At 65.0% G+C, this 18834-nt stretch carries 14 protein-coding genes and 1 pseudogene; 7 read left to right on the top strand and 8 right to left on the bottom strand.

The genetic code is table 11. From position 1 onward, the window contains the following. Positions 1-1908, bottom strand: a complete 1908-nt coding sequence (locus SNOUR_RS45750) for a helix-turn-helix domain-containing protein (RefSeq protein WP_312635760.1) — start codon at positions 1906-1908, stop codon at positions 1-3. 852 nt (positions 1909-2760) lie between these two features. Here SNOUR_RS45750 and SNOUR_RS41560 point away from each other — a divergent pair. Then, positions 2761-3594, top strand: a complete 834-nt coding sequence (locus SNOUR_RS41560; RefSeq protein ID WP_079141913.1) for a helix-turn-helix domain-containing protein — start codon at positions 2761-2763, stop codon at positions 3592-3594. 433 nt (positions 3595-4027) lie between these two features. Continuing rightward, positions 4028-4957, top strand: a complete 930-nt coding sequence (locus tag SNOUR_RS41555; RefSeq protein WP_159425722.1) for a beta-ketoacyl-[acyl-carrier-protein] synthase family protein — start codon at positions 4028-4030, stop codon at positions 4955-4957. Between the two features lie 390 nt (positions 4958-5347). On the opposite strand, the gene SNOUR_RS46890 is transcribed toward SNOUR_RS41555, so the two are convergent. Both SNOUR_RS46890 and SNOUR_RS41550 read right to left on the bottom strand, forming a co-directional pair. After that, positions 5348-6781 (bottom strand): helix-turn-helix domain-containing protein, encoded by a 1434-nt coding sequence (locus tag SNOUR_RS46890; RefSeq protein ID WP_159425723.1) that lies wholly within the window; start codon positions 6779-6781, stop codon positions 5348-5350. A 337-nt stretch (positions 6782-7118) separates the two neighbouring features. Beyond that, entirely contained in the window at positions 7119-7679 is a 561-nt protein-coding gene (locus SNOUR_RS41550; protein WP_067342927.1) for a hypothetical protein, read from the bottom strand. Between the two features lie 451 nt (positions 7680-8130). Between SNOUR_RS41550 and SNOUR_RS44280 the strand changes: the two genes are divergently transcribed. After that, a protein-coding gene (locus SNOUR_RS44280; protein WP_162494992.1) for an IS5 family transposase occupies positions 8131-8948 on the top strand; the annotation gives its coding sequence in 2 pieces (ribosomal slippage) (positions 8131-8482 and positions 8482-8948; 819 coding nt in all). Between the two features lie 458 nt (positions 8949-9406). Here SNOUR_RS44280 and SNOUR_RS41535 read toward each other — a convergent pair. Further along, positions 9407-10192, bottom strand: coding sequence for a helix-turn-helix domain-containing protein (locus tag SNOUR_RS41535; RefSeq protein ID WP_067342931.1), 786 nt, complete (start codon positions 10190-10192; stop codon positions 9407-9409). A 152-nt stretch (positions 10193-10344) separates the two neighbouring features. Between SNOUR_RS41535 and SNOUR_RS41530 the strand changes: the two genes are divergently transcribed. The 3 genes and pseudogenes from SNOUR_RS41530 (at position 10345) to SNOUR_RS46885 (ending at position 13067) form a co-directional block, all read left to right on the top strand. After that, complete coding sequence (locus tag SNOUR_RS41530; RefSeq protein WP_159425724.1) at positions 10345-11148, top strand: MmyB family transcriptional regulator; 804 nt, start codon at positions 10345-10347, stop codon at positions 11146-11148. Between the two features lie 511 nt (positions 11149-11659). After that, positions 11660-12787: pseudogene (locus SNOUR_RS41525) on the top strand (PHP domain-containing protein); the annotation flags it as partial. A 124-nt stretch (positions 12788-12911) separates the two neighbouring features. Next, positions 12912-13067: a hypothetical protein gene (locus SNOUR_RS46885; protein ID WP_159425725.1), complete on the top strand. Its 156-nt coding sequence runs from the start codon at positions 12912-12914 to the stop codon at positions 13065-13067. Between the two features lie 130 nt (positions 13068-13197). Here SNOUR_RS46885 and SNOUR_RS49510 read toward each other — a convergent pair whose 3' ends face one another. From SNOUR_RS49510 to SNOUR_RS41505, 3 genes are all read right to left on the bottom strand, one after another. Then, a complete protein-coding gene (locus SNOUR_RS49510; protein WP_067342938.1) occupies positions 13198-13419 on the bottom strand; it encodes a hypothetical protein in 222 nt (73 codons plus the stop codon). 79 nt (positions 13420-13498) lie between these two features. Continuing rightward, positions 13499-14062, bottom strand: coding sequence for a GNAT family N-acetyltransferase (locus SNOUR_RS46880; protein ID WP_159425726.1), 564 nt, complete (start codon positions 14060-14062; stop codon positions 13499-13501). Between the two features lie 505 nt (positions 14063-14567). Beyond that, a complete protein-coding gene (locus tag SNOUR_RS41505) occupies positions 14568-15209 on the bottom strand; it encodes a hypothetical protein (RefSeq protein ID WP_067342944.1) in 642 nt (213 codons plus the stop codon). Positions 15210-15294: 85 nt separating this feature from the next. On the opposite strand from SNOUR_RS41505, the gene SNOUR_RS49660 reads away from it, so the two are divergent. Beyond that, a protein-coding gene (locus SNOUR_RS49660) for an IS630 family transposase (RefSeq protein WP_446677936.1) occupies positions 15295-16373 on the top strand; the annotation gives its coding sequence in 2 pieces (ribosomal slippage) (positions 15295-15796 and positions 15796-16373; 1080 coding nt in all). Positions 16374-16580: 207 nt separating this feature from the next. On the opposite strand, the gene SNOUR_RS41490 is transcribed toward SNOUR_RS49660, so the two are convergent. Continuing rightward, positions 16581-18824, bottom strand: a complete 2244-nt coding sequence (locus SNOUR_RS41490; RefSeq protein WP_312635750.1) for a DEAD/DEAH box helicase — start codon at positions 18822-18824, stop codon at positions 16581-16583. Positions 18825-18834 lie beyond the last annotated feature (10 nt).

Raw genomic sequence — 18834 nt, 5'->3', positions numbered from 1 at the left:
TCATCCTGCGGTTGCAAGCAGACCTCCGGGGCGGGCCGTGAAACCTGGAACTATGGGAAGTTGCCGTACTGGCGCCAATTCTCCGAAGGGCCCTGATTCTTCGAGCACTTGCGCGCTGAACGCCTGTCCGCCGTAGTTCACGAACATATGCAGTGGCGAGGAAGAGGTGATGAGAACCGGGTAGCGCTTCCGGTTTTCCGCTGGCTTACTTGGGTCATATTCGGCCGTGGGTAGGTTGAAGCCTCGAATCCCACCGTCGATTAGAAATCCGGAATCCATTCCACCGTTACGCAGCTCTGCCCTCACTCGCCCATTGAATGTGTCCCACAGGAGAGGGTCTTGGCGCACCTCTTCGTACATCTGTGCAAGTTCGGGGTGCCAGTCATCCCCGTGAGATATGAGCTTTGCGCCGAACTCGATGAGCGATGGCACAAGCCATTCCTCGTGCCAATTCGCAAGAGTGTGCCGTGCATCTTCATGGAACATGACGTAGCGGAACGAACTTTTCGTGGGGTGGTTCTCGTTGTCTGCAGCATGACTAAAGAGGGCTGCATAGGCCGCGTTATGCGCAATAACGTTCCACTGTCCGTCTTCGAGGGAAGACGGGATCGGCTGGACGGCGTCATCTATAAATTCTCGCGCCCAGACCCGGGCCTGGCTCTCGAACTCTGCGCCTCCACGGACTCCGATCGTGGGTGGATGCCCACCGCTGATCATCCGATGCAAGAGACGGGTTACAGATGTAGGGATCTTCAAAGCCTCTTTAATCGTGGGCAACATGTCGAGCTGGGGAAGCGCAGTGTCAGACTCCAGGTCCCGGTACTTTCGATCAGAAATCTTGAGCGGCGTTACGTGGCGGATCCTGTTTTGCGGGATTTTCGGGGGTAGCTCGCGGTAGTAGCGCAGAATCTGACCTACAGTGACGGCCACGTCTGGATATCGAAGACCTTGTGTTAGCCGAACAGCTATTGCACGGTCTCGATCCTTTTGGTATCCAGCGCGCGCTTGCGGCGGGTGATTGCCGGAGGCACTATCGACAGCTTCCGACGCGATCTTCAGGCCATTGGGCACGGTGGCATCACTCTCGTAGATACTGGGTGGCAAATCCACTAGAGGTTGCCCCTTGATGACACTACTGAGCTTGCATGCCTGGTATCCAACCCAACGTCCGTGCCATGGAATGCAGGTCGTCAAGCGGCACTGCATTTCTCCCTTCCCCGGTACGTAGATTTCCCGCACTTCTCCATCTGATGCGTATATCCGGTCGAGCCCATGAGTGGTGAGCTCCTTTCGCACGTCCACGGTAAAGAGTCTCTCTAGAACATCACTCTCGCTGATTCTCTGGCGCATGTGCCGGAGCTCCGGATTGTCGTGATTGAGATGATAGTGGTGAGCGAACTGACACAGGATGGTAAAGACCCACCCTTGTTCCCAATTCAGAAAGACTTCCTGTGCACGCGGGTGGAAGAGCATGAAGCGCACAGGGTTGTCGAGCGGGTGATCTGTCGGGTGTGGCGGGAAGTCGCCAAACAGTGCTGCCCAGGCCGCATTGCAGTGGAGGAGGTTCCACCCCCCGTCCAGCAAGACCGTTGGCTCCCGGAGAGGGGCTACATGCGCCGATACCCAGCTTCGCGTCACGCTGTCTAGTCCCACGTCCCGGATACCTTTAAAGAACCGCACACTGCCGTTCACCAGCCCGAAGAACTGGTCGGCGTCCTCCCGGGGCATTTTAAGGAAGTGCTGGAGTGCAACCGCGGCGCCTGCCGTGATGTGGGCTCCGTTCTCGATGCCGCTCCACCACCTCGGAGAGGCCCCGAAGCGCAGGGCGGCTTCTTCTTGGCTGTACCCCAGCGCCAAACGCCTTGAGCGAACGATCTCGCCAGCCGTTAGCGGTTCCCCCGGCGCCACATTCCCCAAGGGGAAACTCTCGCCTCGGTCCTTCACTTCGCCCCCGATCGGTCGACTCTCCCGAAACCCCTCGCTGCGACCGCGCCGAATTGACGTGATCCGTCCCTGAGCAGCGATAACGCAGGCGAGGAGGGTAGTACGCCGACATAGATGGTGCGCGCATCGACATGCCGTTTCAGCAGATCGCCATGGCGCCTTCACGGGCTTTTCGAATCAATTCCGGGCACTCGTTTTATTTGCCATTATTTATAGAGAACAAGACTAAAGGGAACTTTCAGCCCTCACCCGAGGTGCTGGCCCGGCCTCTTGGGAGTGCAGGACCCCGCGGCCGCGCCGTCGTTGGTTTGGGATTCCTCCAGCACTGCTGACACCCGAGCGTGGCTCGGCTCACCAGTCCCGGCTCGCCGGCCGCGGGCCACCGCAGGTCTGCGCACAGGCGTGATTGATCCACATACTCACGGGTGCCGCGAGATTTTTTGACCGGTCGGTAGTTTATGCCCTCTTTCCTGGGAAAACTTGGGGGACATGCGTTCGAGGCTCGTCGCTTCGGCGCCCCGACTACGTCAGCGTCTGCGGAGGATGCGGATGACCGTTCTCGCCGAGCAGTGGCCCCGGCATGCCGGCAAGCGAATCGAGCTGGCCCTGGGAAGGCGAGGCGCCTGCGGGTGCCAGGCTCCGGGGCTTCCCCTGGCGGGCCTCGGTATGGCCAGTCAATCAGCGCAATGCGGCTAAAGAACGGTCGAATGCCGGGACGAATTCTTCGCGACTTTCTTTGTGTGCGGCATCCATACCAATGACGCCGCCCGCCCAGCAATGACCGCGACTCTCGCTCACGAAAGACAATGAAGGCGCATGAGATATTACGACTGGGGCTCACCAAACCGCGCCGAAAGGCTCAACGAATTACTGAAAGCTGCACGGAAGAGGGCAGGTCTAACTCAATCCAAAGCCGCCTATTTAAAAAATTGCCATGATTCATACTTGCAGCGGGTAGAGAAAGGTAAGGATCGACCCTCAATTGCGTTCTTGGTCGAATTAATCGACATTTATGGAATCGATGACGGGGAAGAGCTCCACGAAATATGGTGGCTGGCACGCGGTCACGCCCCTCCCGGTAATGTAGACCCCCTTGCAGGAATGCGCGTGGACAGTCACTACAGGGACTTGGTACTCCAGGACACGGAGTGCATGGCTTACCTTGCCGATGGAGCCTACAATGTCCTGGCCTGTAACCCGCTGTGGGCAGAGAACTTCGAAGGCGAACCTCCGACAAACATGCTTCGCTGGATGATGCTCGACGATCGAGCGCGAGGTGGTCCTGAGGTGAAGAATCCCGTTCTCATGAATTGGGAATCGCAGTGGGCCCCCTACTTCGTGACCCGCCTGGAGCGAGTGATTTCCATGTCGGGAGGAAGAAACCTCGAATTGAATGGACTGCTCAAGGAGATGAGGGCCGACCCGCGGGCAGTGCACGCCTATTCGAGCTACGCTGGCACGCAAATCCATTCTGATGGCGCATTCCGGCCTTTCTTTCACTCCAAGCAGGGAGCGGGTTTCGTGCGGCTCTTCCCTGTCGAGGTGGTCGGCTCGACGGCGACCATCATGCGTTTGAAGTTCACGAAGACCCGCCCATCACACCAGGTCTTGCTGACATCGGCGGGAGAGGTGCTGGAGGAAATCACCTGAGCCGGCGTGTGGGTCGCCCGTGCCGCTGCCCCACGACACGGCGATGTCCGATGCGCGATGCCGCGTGGAGTCATCGCGGGCCGGCCACAGGTGCCGTCCGTCGAACTGTTACGGGCGTCCTTGGTCGGCCCGAGACGGGCCTGACCCTCCCCCCCACCGGTCAGCTTCCCGTATGCGAACTTTGATCAATTCCCAATTCCCTGGTAGTCACGGCGCAGTTGGGTCCGTACGCTGCGCTCGCAACCATGCTCTGTGCATGGTGCCGAACATGCTCACAGGAGGACATCGCATGGTCACAGCTCATGTTGGACGCCCGCAGATCGTCCGCGGGAAGGTCACTGTGCCCTTCGCCGAGATATGTAAGGAGCTCGTATCCCACTACCCTCTTGCCTCTGACGGGCGGTTGACGGAGACCGCTCGGACGGTTTCGATCATGTTGCAGAACCTCGGCGTTGAATCGCTCTCCTTCGCCCGAGAACTGCACGATCCGACCATCGCTGGCACCGCGCAGGTCGAGGAACGCAACGATGCGGCCTATGAGGACGCGTTCATGATGGGCGTCAAAGCAGGGCAGCAGGCCCTGGAGGCTGAGGGTCTGGAGCCGCACGAGGTCGATACCGTCTACGTCAGCCACACCATGTCACACCGCCTTCCTGGCATCGGGGTTGCCCTGTGTAGGGCCTTAGGGCTGCGACCGGATGTGACGCTCATGAACGTGAGCACTGCGGCATGTGCCGGCGGCGGGCTCGGCCTGGCCTACGCCTTCGACCGACTCCAAGGCTTCCCTCACGAGACAGTGATGGTGCTTGTCACCGAGAGGCTCACCACGAACATCCGCAAGGAGCCGACCAAGGACCCCATGGAGAAGGTCTACGGCGGCCTGTTCGCCGACTCTGCCGGCGCCTGTATCATGACCTCCGCCCAACGTCCGGGGCTCATCATCGAGCATGCCGGGCAATACCGGCTGGAGAACAGCGAGGACCGCTATTTCATGCGGCTTGGCAGCGAGGGGTACCGCTTCGCCTCGGACAAGAAAGCCCTCCTGGTGGCGCGGGAGGTCATGCCGGAACTGCGCAAGCAACTTCACAAGTATGGCCGTGGCACCCCGGAGTGGACCCTTCTGCACCCCGGGAGCAACAAGATCCTCGACTACATGGCGATGGGCCTGGAGCTGGATCCAGACCCCAAGGGCGTGACGCGGCCCTCCCGGGAGAGCCTGCTGACGGGCAATAAAGGTGGTGTGGGCGTGCTCGACGCGACATGGTCGATGTACGACAACCCTCCGAAGCCCGGCCAGCAGGGTGCGCTGATGACGCTGGGACCTGGTGTGATCATGCCGTGGTGCCTGGGGACATGGAACTGATGGCACGTCGTTCGCCAGCGGGTGGCGACCGCGCTGGGTGAGTAGGGCCGAGGACGCCGGTCGAGGATGCAACCGTCCGGAGCATTCCGACTGGCACGACTGTGCGAATGCTCCGAGTCTCCAGGTCGCGTCCCAAGGTTGACTGTGCACCATTAGCCAGGACATCCCCCGAGGTCCTGGCTAATGGTGCCGGCTGGTTCGTCCGACCAGCAGGACAGCGCCTGAGCCAAGGGCGGGAGGGAGCCTCCGTGAGGGCTACGGTGCCGCCGAACGCCAACGCCCCGATTGCTCTCAGTCCCTTGACGCCGCTCCGCGGGCGTGCCGCGGTCGTAGGACTCCGGCGTCCGCGGGGTTGTTCGGTAACCCCGGACAGCACCTTGTGCGAGGTCGTCAACCATCGGATTGGTGTCGCCGGCTCGATGCTTCTGCATTTGCGGCAAGTTCAGCTCGAAGGCGCTGAAACGCTGCCTTTGCTGCTGCCTCGTCGGCGCGGCGCTCCCATTCAGTGAGCGCGGCTGCCGTGGGTTCTTCTGGCTGGTGGATGGGCTGCTGTCCGCGGGCTCTGGCGGCGTAGATGTCCGCGGGGGTGCCGGAGGGTGGCAGCGTGGCGAAGAAGTCCTTCTCGCGCTCACGCAGCAGTGGCTTCCAGGTGGTCGTTGGTTTGGACGGCTGCCGGAGTTCGGCGCGGATCCGCTTCAGGGTTGCCCTCAAGGGTCCAGCCAGGGTCTGGAGGTAGCGGAAGTAGGCCGGGGCGCAGCGTGCCCAACGGTCGCGGACCATTTGGGCGTGACGCTGCCCCTCTTCGTCGGCCTGGGTGTCGTGAAGGGGCTGGAGGTAGGCATCAGGCAGGTGGAGTACGCCTCTGACGCCACGGCGGTGGAGTTCGGCTCGGATGTACCCCACCACGTTGGTGGGACGGCCATGGGGTTGCCAACGGGAGAGTTCACGAGCGGCTTCCTGGGATGTGAGCCCCGCGGTGATCAATGGGCGGAGGGCATAGGCGAGCTGGCGCAGGCAGCCGCCTTGTGTCCACCCCACCAAGCAGCGCACCTGCTGTGCGTAGGTGATGCCGGCCGCAGCTTCATGAGGAGTGACGCTTGTTGCGCCAGCTGCTCGCTGGTGAGGTCTGGAAGCGCGACGGCACGGCTCGCTGTAGTTTTTCCCCCCGCTATCTGTAGGTGCAGGTACTACGGGGGGTACGTCGCAAGAAGGGGTCCGTGAGGTCCCGCGCTGGCGGCGTGCGGCTGCCGCCGCCTGGTGATGGCCGGTCTTGGTAACGGCTTGGATGCGTGCGTGGTAGCCGTGCCGGCCGCCGCGGAGTTGGCCACGGTCGCGGTCGAAGGCAGGTGGGGCGCATGGGGCGTAGATCGTGGCAGTGCCGCGGTATCCGGTGCCGGTGGTGAACCGGTTGCCTAGGCGTGTGCGCAGGACGTTGGTGCTGGATCCGTGCTCAACCCAGGCCAGCAGGCCCAGTTCTCGGAGGATGCGGACGTGTTTGGTGATGGTGCTGCGGGTCAACCCGAGGCGCTGCTGCATGCCGGCCAGCCCGTACGCGACATGGCCGTGCTTGCTCTTGTGCATGCGTGATGCCATGTCGCGGGCTATGCGGCGTGTGGTGTCGGTGGCTTGCGGATGGAGGCCACCGCTCAGTGCCCAGTCGACGGCCTGCAGGAAGTCCGCTTCGCGGCGTAGGCGCCGAGAGCACGTGCTCTCTATCTCTTGCTCGGCGGGCTCGGTGACCAGGGCCTCGATACGTGTAGTGCTGGTCTGGGTGTGCGTTGCTGTCAGATGGCTCTGGCAACGCAGACAGACATGCTGCATCATAGGGCGTGCGTCCTGGGATGAGGGCGTGCGACACCCCGCTTTGGCGGGGGTTGGTTCGAATGGAACCTGTTGTCCCGGGCTGGTGTCCGGGCCTGCAGACCGGGGGGCAACCCGATCTGCGGGGTAGCGCGTGGCCGCAGCTGCTCGGTTGGTACCCGAACGGCATGCGGGGGCAGGCGAGTTGGTCGCTCGGCTGCCGCCGTTGGCTAACTCATGGCCGCCTCCCGTGTGCGAAGTGCGGGGGGCTGAGCCATCTGCACGGCCATGTGCGTCTGCTCGGCCCGTTCAGGGTATTTATGGAGGGTCGATGCCCGGTGCCGCCGGCCGGTGCTCATTCCTAGACCGTGTGCAAGACGTGTGCGCGGTGCGACGGACGGAGGCCGGCTGTCGAGTGGGCGAGCTGCTCCGCGGCGTGCCACAGCTCGTCGAGCCAGGGCGCGGGAACCCCGCCGTGGGGGTCGATCGGGCCCGAGACGAGCAGGCTGACCGCTCCGGCTACCGCATGGCCGCTTGAGAGAATGGTGGGCCGGTCGCCGTGGGGGACGTACACGGGGACGGACAGGAGGTGCCAGCCTGCGAGCGGTGCCGGGGTGAGGGCGTAACCGTGGGAGCGGATGCGTTGCAGTTCGATGCTCTGTGGAGAGGACTCCAGGTGGGCGCCGATGACCTTGCCTGCCGCGTCGACAGTGAGGGGCGCCCTGCTCAGGTTCTCTGCGGCGGCAGGATCTGCCTTGATCTGCTGCTCGAAGTCGCTTCTGTCTCCGATGCAGAGGTCCGTGCAGATCCTCAGCGCGGGCAGCGCCAGGTAGCCGTGGAGCACAGCGACGTGTCCGGTGCGTTGTTGGAGCGTGCGGAGGTCGTCGCGGTAGTCCGAGTGCACGCCGGGCAGGGCCTGCATGCGCCGCCTGGAACTGGGTTCCACTGGCTGCACACATGCTTCGAAGTGACCTGGCATGCCAGCGGTGGGCTTGCAAAGGCGGGCCTCGGCCAGTTGGTCGAGGGCCGCGCGGGCGGCCCTTCTGGGTACTCCGGACTCCTCCACTATCCGCTGCAGCGGATGTGGTCCTCTTCCCAGGTCCACCATCGTGGCGAGCACTGTGAAGAGGTCTGCTGGACCTGCATCGTGGTCGAGGGGACTGAGGGGTGTCACGGTAGAACGCATCTGCGCCTCCTCGGTGGGTGTTAAGCAACCCCTGCGCGGCGGTTGCGGTCGAAGCGCCGGTCTGTCGGGCTCGCGCGAGGTCCGTTCTGCGGCCGGCGCGGGGAGTTGGTAGCAGCGGTGGCGTAAGAGGTCCTAACAGAAGTGGTTGATCATGTGACTGTTGGTCTATCCGGTCGTTGGTCTGGTCGTGGGGAAACGTCAGTCGCGGCCGTGGATCGTGTCGGATGAACTGTGGGCCCTGATCGAGCCGTTGCTGCCCAAGCCGGGGCCGAAGCTGGTCGAGGGGCGGCCGAGGGTGCCGGACCGGCAGGCGTTGTGCGGGATCCTTTTCGTGCTGCACACCGGCATCCAGTGGGAGTTCCTGCCGCAGGAGCTGGGCTTCGGTTCGGGTATGACCTGCTGGCGGCGGCTGGCCGCGTGGAACGAGGCCGGGGTGTGGGATCAGCTGCATGTGCTGCTGTTGAAGAAGCTGCGGTCGGCGAAGAAGCTGGACTGGTCGCGGGCGGTGATCGACTCCTCCCATGTGCGGGCGGCCCGCAGGGGCCCAAAAGCGGTCCCAGCCCGGTCGATCGCGCACGGCCGGGCAGTAAGCACCACGTCGTCACCGATGCCCAGGGCATCCCGCTCGCGGTGTCGCTGACTGGCGGCAACCGCAACGACGTCACCCAGCTCCTGCCCCTGCTCGACAAGATCCCCGCCGTCGCCGGGGTTGTCGGCCGGCCCCGGCACCGGCCCGACGCGCTGTTCGCCGACCGCGGCTACGACCACGACAAGTACCGGCGCCTGCTGTGGCAGCGCGGAATCCGTCCCGTGATCGCGAGACGAGGCGAGCCACACGGCTCCGGCCTGGGCATCTTCCGGTATGTCGTCGAACGAACGATCGCCTGGCTGCACGGCTTCCGTCGCCTGCGCATCCGGTGGGAGCGACGGGACGACATCCATGAAGCCTTCCTCGGGCTCGCCACATGTCTCATCACCTACAGACATGTCCGACGCCTTTGTTAGGACCTCTAAGTCGTGCGGGCTGCTGGTTAGCCAACGCTCCGGGGGGACTGTGCTGTGAGGGCGGGGCACTCGGTGTCGGCTTTCCACGCGTCCTGTTGCTACTCGTCAGGTGGCATGGGACGCCTCCCTGATCTGGCGGGGCATGCACCAACATCGAACCATGTCGTGGCCACGTCAACGATGTGCGTAGGCGAGGGCGTGCTACCGCTACTCGCGGCCTGTCTTTGCCAGCAACTACCGAGCCGGCCCGTTGGGACTTTGGTGTCGGGCGTCGGAGAAACGTCACTTCGCCGGCTGGTCCTACTGTCGAGAACAACGACGATGTGCTGACCGTGCGTCAGGGGTGGGTCGGTCGTGGCCAGATTGATGGTGGTTATACCTCCTGTGATGAGGGCGGGCTGTTGGACTTCGGGAACGGGCATAGGTGGAGCTCCGTGCTGGCGTGGGGCAGTGGGTTCTCAGGCAGCCGAGCGCAGCAGGGGCTGGCGCGTGAGGTGATTGCTCATGGTGCTGCCGATGTCCAGGACGGCGCTGATCAGGTCCGTCCGTCGTTTCTGGGAGCGCATCTGGACGCGCAGGGGCATCAGGGCGACGGCGCCTGCTACGGAGGAGCCGCGCCAGATGGGAGCAGCGATGATGTCGTGGTGACCGCCTTCGAGAAGGGCGGGGCCGACGGCGAAGCCGACCTGGCGGATCCGCCTCAGTTCTGCGGCCTGCTCTTTGCGAGGCGAGGTGATGCCCATGGCCGCGGCGATTGCCATACCCGCGGCGTCGGCTCCAAGTGGCGCGAACTCCACGTCTTCTTGCCTGACTGGCTCGTGCGGTCCCCACACCTGGGCGGTGCACTCACGCATCGGTTGCTCGGCGAAGGAGTAAGGCGCGTAGAGCATCGCGATCTGACCTGTCTGGGTGGCCAGTTGAACCAGCAGGCCGCGTGTGCCTTGCGAGGGACTGCCGCGCGGTGGTTCTTCTGTCGCCATGTGCCATTGCAGCCGGTAGCGGCCGCGGGAGGCGTCGCGGGAGGCATAGTTCTTCGGCTGTGAGACGACCCCTGCCTGGCGCAGCGCCTGGAGATACCGGTAGGCGGTCGCGCTCGGTAGGCCGGTCGCAGCAGCGATCTCGCGGAGGTATGCCTCGCGGCTGTGGGGTTTCTGGAGCCCCTGAAGGGCTCGCAGTACCGCAACGGTGCGCAGCACAGCGATGTTGCCCTTGGGTGACTGCTTGTCGGGCACAACATTGAGCACGTGAAATCCCCCTCACGTCACGGACTGCGGATGGGGCGCCCCCACACGCTCCGCATCCGGGCTGCCGATTCTGACGTGCCGAGAATGCGTTGACCAGGCAAGGAATTTTCCCGCACCTAATTACGGGGTCGGGAAACGATAGATTAATTGCCATGCCTACGGTTACCGAACGCGACGACTCGGCCGGAGAGCCCGGCCAGCCACAGCTGTCTTACCTGCTCAGAGAGCTTCTGACGGCGCATCGGGTGCTGGCGGATCCGAAAGAGTTCGGCTGGAGAGAGAACAAGCGCCAGAGCGAGACTGCGGGGAGAAAGTCCGGAAAGCGTGTCAACGAGAAGCACTTTGCGGCTAAAATGGGCAAATCGCCTGCATGGTACGCGCGGCGCATGTCGGGACGCCCGCCCTTCGCAACGGCGGAACTTCAGCAGGTCGCGGACCTCTTGAGGATGACATGGCGGGCCCGGGTCGCCCTCTACCGGCGCTCCCTCCAGGCGGAACCTCATCCTTCCTGTCTGACAGACGCCAACGCCATCGACGCCTCCGAGTGGGCAAGAGGGCACCTCAGTCGACCGACCTGTCTGGTCGACACGAACTTCGCCCTCCTGGAGTACAACGAGCCGTTCGCCAACCTCCTTCGGGTGGGCAAGCGGCGCCTGTCACGGGCCAACTTGATGGAGCTCGTGCTCCTGGAAGAGGTCACCCGCGAACGGTGGCCAGATTGGGAAGCATGGCACGAGATGCTGCTCGCCGAGCTCATTGAGGCAGTGGCTCTCCACTGGGAAGAGAGCCCAGAACTCCAGCAGCTCCACGCCACCATCCGCGCCGATCCCATCAGTGGCCCCGCCTATCAGAAGGCTCCCGGGTACACGTTCCCTGACCTGAATCGCAAACTCCTTATCCGCCTTGTCCGGCCAGGAGTTCAAGAGGTCACCCTCGTCCATACAGTCGACTGTTAGCACTGGTAAGGCCACGCCAAATGCCGACCGCGCAGGTGGGTGTTTCACCTGACGATGCCATCTACCGATGGCATTTCGCCTGGCGACGCGATGCTTGCCTCCGCGAAGGCCATCACTTGCCATGACAGCACACCATCGGCTCCAGTGTTCCCGACGCCGTGCTTCCCGAGCAGCGCGTCGTACGAGCCGAGCCGGTCGTGGGGGCCGGGCTCCGCTCCCCCGGGCACGACGGTGCCCATCCGGCCCGGGCCGGATGCCGCGATCCCCCTCCCGGCATCCGGCCCGGGCCGTACTCCCCCACCAGCAGCCACCAACCCCGTTGAACTCAGTTCCGACTCACGCGAATCGGCGACACCTCCAGATCCTGCGTGTTGGCAAAATCTTCATGCCAAACCGCAAGGCCAGCGGCACCCCTCCATGTCGATCACGGCCGGGTCGCGCGGGAACGGATTTCCCCGAGTGACTCCGGGGATATGGTGAGCCCTCCTTCACGCCCCGGAGGTCTCTCCTGGTGTCTGCACGTGCCCACGCTTCTTTCGTCCACCTGCACAACCACACCGAGTACTCGATGCTGGACGGCGCCCAGAAGCTGCGGCCGATGTTCGGTGAAGTGGCGCGACAGGGGATGCCCGCGATCGCCATGAGCGACCACGGGAACATGTTCGGGGCCTATGAGTTCGCACAGGTCGCGAAGGACTTCGACGGCATCAGGCCGATCATCGGGATCGAGGCGTACGTGGCGCCCTCCTCCCGGTTCGCCCGCAAACGGGAGTTCTGGGGCCCGGGCGGACGCCGCGCCGTGGGCGACGACGGCGAGGGCTCCAAGGACGTCTCCGGCGGCGGACGTTTCACGCACATGACCATGTGGGCGCGGACCGCGCGGGGCCTGCGGAACCTGTTCTGGCTCGGCACGCAGGCCAGTTATCAAGGGCAGTTCCCGGCGGGCAAGCCGCGGATGGACCGTGAGCTGATCGCCGAGCGGCCGGAGGGCATCATCGCCACGACCGGCTGCCCCTCCGGGGAGATCCAGACCCGGCTGCGGCTGGAGCAGTACGCCGAGGCCAGGTCCGCCGCCGCGGCCTACCAGGACATCTTCGGCCGGGAGAACTACTTCCTGGAACTGATGGACCACGGCCTGGCCATCGAGCGGGACGTCCGCGACGGACTGCTGCGCCTGGCCCGGGAGTTGGACATCCCGCTGCTGGCCACCAACGACGCGCACTACGTCACCGAGGACCAGGCCGACGCCCACGACAACCTGCTGTGCATCGGCGTCGGCAAGAACAAGGACGCCCCGGGCCGCTTCCGCTTCAACGGCTCCGGCTACTACCTCAAGTCGCCCGCGCAGATGCGCGCCCTCTTCGCCGAGCTGCCGCAGGCGTGTGACAACACGCTGTTGATCGCCGAGCGGGTCGAGCCGTACGGCGACGTCTTCGACTACGTCGACGAGATGCCGCAGTACCCAAATGTCCCAGAGGGTGAGACACAGGAGTCCTGGCTGCGCAAGGTGGTCTTCAAAGGGCTGACAGCACGCTACGGAGACCCGATCCCCGCGCACGTCCTGCAGCGGTTCGAGACCGAGATGTCGGTCATCGGCCCGATGGGCTTCAGCTCGTACTTCCTCGTCGTCGCGGATATCTGATGCATGGAAGCTCTGTTCTACCCTGGAGAGAATCATGCTAGCTGTGTCGGAGTGTGTGCCTGGGCCTGGTGGGGTGCGGGACTTGTTGATCTGGCATCTGCCTGCCGGGGACGATGAGTGCATGGGCGACTGCGACTTCCACGCCATCGTGTGCAGTGATCTGGACGGCATCGCGCTGCCGTCTCCACAACGCGATGTGCCGCTCGAAATGGACAAACCGCGTGAGCGGTGGTGTGACGCGTGCCGGGCGATTGCAGCCACCACAGCGAGTTCGTGATTGTGCGGTGAGGCCGTAGTCCTGTCTGGTGGAAAGCGGGGTCGAGACGTTGATACTCGCGGGCAGTATGGCACCGCCAGGAGAGTCGCCGTCGCCGGTGACGGTCAGCGTGCGGAGTCGGAGGACGGCTTCAGCGCTCGCTGAGGCCCCAACTGGTGCCGGTGGGGTCCAGGCGGTCGGCGATCAGGTGGCGGAAGGCATGCTCGACGACTCCCGTAGCGAATGGCCACCCCTCGGTGAGTGCGGTGTCTGAGCGGAGCCGGCCGAGGTGGCCGGTGAGGGAGCGGTGATAGGCATCGACCGCTTCGCGCCGGGTGGGCAGTAGCGCGGCCCGTTCGGCTGCGACGATCATCTGGTCGGCGGTGCGGGCAGCGTGACCGGTAAGAAACGTCCCTCCAGAGGATCCGCACCCATGAGGTCTGCTGTGTTGATCAATGCAGAGGCTTGTAGCCCTGCCGATAGCCGGTCACGCTCAGCGCGTCTATCCCAATAAAGTGGCCCTCGAATTTGAAGGCGAAGACCTTATTGGGACTCGGGAAGGTGAAGCCTCGGCGGCTGAACCATTGCAGGGCGCTGGTAGAGCGAACCTGCGCGATCAGTTGCGTGGTGCCGCGCGTCGCGAGCATCGCTTCAGCAGTGCGCAGCAGGTTGCATCCAATGCCGCGCCCTTGTGCTGTGGTGTCGACGGCCAGGACGTCGAGTTCGCCGATCCGGTCGGCGAGGCGTTGCTGCACATGTGCCCCGAGGTGAGGGTGCTGCTGCGCGAGGCTGATAGCCGGGTGGATGTTGCACATCCCGAGCACCGTGTGCTGCTGGTCGACAGCGACGAGGATACGCGCCTGCCCATAGGGGACGCGGTGGCGTCCGCCGCGTTGATCAACCCCTTTGGCGAGGTCACCGTCGCCCTGGCGATCGGCATCAGGGTCGGGAACTGCGAGGGCGGCGAGACGAGCTACGGCTACGCCGTCGCCAGGACGTGCCAGTCGAATTTTCACGTGAGGCTCCAGTTTTCGATGTGCGATGGATACCGACTATAGGCATCGCGCTCATCGACCATGGCCGCCAGCAGCCAGGCGACACTGCTATCGTCCCGCGCACAAGGCGAAGGCGAAGGCCGGCGCGCTGGCCAAGGAGACCCTGGACGTCCTGGACGAGGAGGCCCTGCCCGGCGAGGTGGCTCGCCGGTTGAACCGGAAGGTGTCGGCGGCCCCTTCTCGACCGGCGCGCCGTCGTCGTCCTCTCCGCGCCGAACTCCTCTCAGCCACTATCGAGTTGGCCGCCGGGATGCATGGCGCAGGACCTGGGCGGTCGCGGAGAAACACTCCCGCCCGAGCCCGGCAATGCGATCGTTGGTTTCCTCGAAGGTGTGCTGCCAGTTATGCGGGTCGCGTGGTATGCCGCCCAACCCCGCTTCCGGGTACGGCCACGGCCGACGACCGCTGAGGACAGCGCGACCGCGACGCGGAGGAGATCCGGTCCTGAGCGGTACCGGGACAGCGGCTATCGGTGAGGTTGGCCTTGGGCTTCGGGCAGTGCTCCAGCGCGTTGGGTGACCAGGTGGCCATACCGCTCTGAGTCGGCCCTGCGACGTTCATCCGCTTTTGATGAGCCTCCTGGGAGGCCGAAGGCCGGCTGGAGTGTCATCGCGAACTGCACCGGGGGGAGCTTCTGCTGACCGTCAGGGGCATAGGCGTCTTCCTGGATGAGGATCTCCATCTTGCCAACGGCAGGGTTGCGCCAGAAGTCCGCGAGGGTGAATGTCAGGTTCCACGAACCGTCGAAGGTCGCCTTCTGTCGAGCGTCAAGGCGGAAGATGCAATGCGTCATAGTCGCGTTCGGGAAGCCGTCGACCCTCCAGCCTCCCCCCTGGGACGGTTCGGATCCGCCGCTGATTGCCACGCGGTAGTTCCGGTCGTCTGCCAGCAGGTCGCCGGGGCCGCTGCCGTAGGGCACAGCGAGGATGAACCGCCAGGCACTGACATCAGCCTTGCTGCCCTGGTGCTTGCCGATGGCGAGTGAGAGCGTCTCCAGGTCATCCTGCTTGGGGACGCTGTTGTCCAGGAGGCGCTGCAGCGAATGGTTCAGCCGGTAGTTCAGGAGGGGGCTCGGCGCAGGCGTGCTCATCGGCAGGCCGTCCTTCATGTAGTGATTACTGACTTCGGCTCGTCAGGGTGAACTTCGGCGAAGTCCCTGATGAGTCTGGTGTGGTGGCCGTATCACGTGCTGTGTGAGATACGCGGATGGAGGCGGGCTGACGGCTGCGGGACGCAAGCGTCGGGAGACCGTGCGGATGCAGGCGGCCGAGTTGTTCGAGCAGAAGGTCAAGCCAGCGGAGGTCGCGCGGCAACTGCGGGTGAGCCCGAAGTCGGCCTGCCAGTGGCACCAGCTGTGGCGGAACGGTGGTGTGCAGGCTCTGGCTTCCCGGGGTCCGAGCGGTTCGCGGTGCCGTCTGTCCCCGCGGTGCCTGGAGAAACTGGCCGTGTATCTGGAGCAGGGTCCGGCCGCGCACGGCTGGGTGGAGGACCAGGTGTGGACCGCCGCGCGGGTGGCCACGCTGATCGGCAGGAAGTTCCACGTGTCCTACAGCGTCTCCGGGGCCACTCGGTTGATGCACCGGCTCGGCTTCAGCCCGCAGGTCCCCACACGGCGGGTCGCCGAGCGCGACGAGCAGGCCGTCACCGCGTGGAAGGAGGCGACCTGGGCCGAGGTAAAAGAGCGAGGGCGGCCTGCGGGGGCTACATCTGCTTCGAGGACGAGGCAGGCTTCACCCGCCGGCCGCCCAGGGGACGCACCTGGGGCCGGCGCGGCCGCACCCCGCAGGTGACGGTGAGCGGCCGCCGATCGGGACGCCTGTCCGTGGCCGGGCTGATCGCCGTGCGCCCCGGCTCCCGGACCCGGCTATGCCACCGCCTGCGCACCCACCAGGCGGGCAAAGGCAAGCGTCGCAGCATAGGCGAGGGGGACTTCATCGCGCTGCTCGACGGCGCCCACCAGCTCCTCAAGGCGCCCATCGTGCTGGTGTGGGACCGCCTCAACACCCACGTCTCCCGCGCCATGGGCGAGCTGATCGCCCAGCGTGAGTGGCTGACGGTGTTCCTACTGCCCGCCTACTCACCCGACCTCAACCCGGTCGAGTGGGTATGGGCACACGTCAAACGCAGCCTGGCCAACCTCGCCGTCGTCGCCCTCGACCGACTCGAAGCCCTCGTACGCAACCGGCTCAAACGCCTTCAGTACCGGCCCGACACCCTCGACGGCTTCATAGCCGGCACCGGCCTGACCCTCGACGACCCAGCACCACCTTGACGAGCCGAAGTCAGTAAGTCGATACTCAACGTAGCGCTTCCGGCCGTGGATACGGGTGGGCTTTGAAGGAACTCCGTTTACTCCTGGTCCTGTCGTCGTCTGCCGCGGCCGGGTTGCGCAGCGGACAGGGCCCGCCGCGGTACCGCGGCGGGCGTCCCGAAGCCAGAACATGAACCTGCCGGTCGAGCCCTGGCATCACGGATGGCCTCAGATAGTGCGCCAATCGCCGGAAGCGTCGAGCAGATCGATCTGCTGTGTATTGAGCTTTCCGGCCTTGGCTGCGGCAATCTGCCGGCGCTGCCAACGTCCTGGCAAGAAGGCAGGGTCGGAGTCAGGACCTGGCCGCTTGCTGGAACCGGTGAGGGTTCCGCCTGCAGCCAGATAGGCCCTCCAGCGCCGGTATCCGCGGACCCATAGTGGGTCCAGGGCCCACCGTGGGTCCAGGGCATCGAGACGAGCGCGCTGGTCATTGGTGAGGTCGTCGATGTTGTGGCGCTGGCGTTGCATCCAGCGTCCACGGCTGAAGCCATCGTGGACGTCGCTGGTGGGGATGGCCAGGTTGCCGTGCTTGTGGTACCAGACCAGTGCGTGGGCGAAGCCGCGATCCCAGGCGTGCTCGTGGCGGTCCCAGATCATGCCGATGGCGTTGAGTTTGTTGATCCGGTCCGGGGGCAGCAGGCCCTTGGCGTAGAGGTACCGCTGCTGGTTGAGCCAGCTGACGAGAGGGCCGTCGCGGACATCGAGGTGGCCTTGTTCCTCAAAGAAGGCTTTCGCGCGGGTGTAGTTGCGTTCCCAGTCTTCTGTACGTGGGGAGAAGCTGCGCAGGCGGAGGGCTCGCAGGATGGCGTCTTTGTGGTCACTGGCATTGATCTTCAACCATGCGAACGGCGCTTCGGCCTCAGCGCCGTCCTCGGCGGTGGTTGCGCTGGATTCGTCGGATCGGGCGAGCGGGGTGGCTCGGTGGCTGCGCAGTTCGGTGATGCGCCCGATCATGCGGCCGTCGTGAGCGGCCAGCGCCTGCAGGACCTGCCAGACAGTCTTGAACGCGGACGCGGCGAGTGTGGCTCGGTGTTCGTCGTTGGTGGCCGCGTCGTTGACGGCGGCCGCATCGGTGGGCGTCTGCTCGTCGTCGCCGATGGCCGGCAGGTAGACGGGGATGATGATCCGGGCCTTCTTGCCCTGGCCCGGCTTTTGACGCAAGGCGCGGCCGATGGCCTGGACAATGTCGATGACGCTGCTCTTGGGGTCGGCGAACACCACGGCGTCGACGCCGGGCAGGTCAACGCCTTCCGACAGCAGACGCGAGTTGCTCAGGACGGCGCGCTCGTCGCTGCCGGGGGTGTGGGTGCCGAAGTCGGCGAAAATCTCGCGGCGGGTCTTGAGCCGGTCGGTGCCGGCAACTGCGCGGGTCCACAGCTTGGGGCGCTGCTGTGCGGGCAGCAGTTTGGCGATGCGGGGCAGTGCTGCGGCGAAGGAACGGGCGGCGTCGACGCGTGAGTGGTACGTGAGGATCCGGTAGAGGTCCTCATCTGTCATTGCGCGCAAGAGCCCGACGCCCAGGGCGAGTTCTTGGAGCTCGGCGTTGGTCCGCTGGGAGCGGAGATCGGCGATGGCGGGCATGATCAGTAGCTCGCGCAGATCCTCGTCGGTCACTACGGGGACGAGGACCTCGTAGTCGGCGATGAGGCCCAGTGCGATGCCCTGCGCAGCGGTAAGCCGATAGACCGTTTTACCGAAAACATCATCATTGTCCATTGAGTAGACCGTCGTGGAGTCAACGGTCTCCCCCGGGGCGAGGTCCACGATCCGGGGGGTCGCGGTGAAGTTGGCGCGACGCTGGGCTGGGACCTTGTCATCTTGGTGGACTGCTGCCCAGGGTTTGTCGGCCGCCCCCGCGGTGCGGTGGGCCTCGTCGATGACGATCAGGTCCCAGGTGGGGAGTTGGTGGTCGGCATGGGCAGTGACGATGCGTTGCAGGCTGGCGTAGGTGGCGTAGATAGTGACAGGGCCGGTGGCGCTGGTGACGAGGTGGGCGAGGGTGCCGGCGTCGGTGGTGACCGTGACGTCGCTGTGAGCGCCGGCCTCGGCCAGTTCGAGGGCCTCGTCGTGTGAGCACGCACCGATGGCGCGGCCGCGACGGCGTCCCAGGATCGACCAGGCCGTGGCGGTCTGGTCGAGCAGCTCGATCGTGGGGACCAGGACCAGGACGCGACCCTTGGCCGCCATGCGGCGGGCGGCGGCCGCCGCCATGAGCGTCTTACCGGAGCCGCAGGCCGCCTCCACAATGGCCCGGCCGCCGTCCTTCAGGGCTCGCCACAGGTTGCTCACGCCGTCCTTTTGGTGCGGGCGCAAGGGGATGACTCCAGGCCGAGGGGCCTGGACGACGGGAGATTCAGGCGCTGCGGGCCGAGTGGCATCGCGGGGTGTGGGGATGGCGGCGGGTTCAGTCACGGGCTCCACG

The organism is Streptomyces noursei ATCC 11455 (assembly GCF_001704275.1).
GTDB lineage: Bacteria > Actinomycetota > Actinomycetes > Streptomycetales > Streptomycetaceae > Streptomyces > Streptomyces noursei.
Note: the sequence above shows the minus strand (reverse complement) of the source record. Positions and strands in the feature narration are given on the sequence as shown.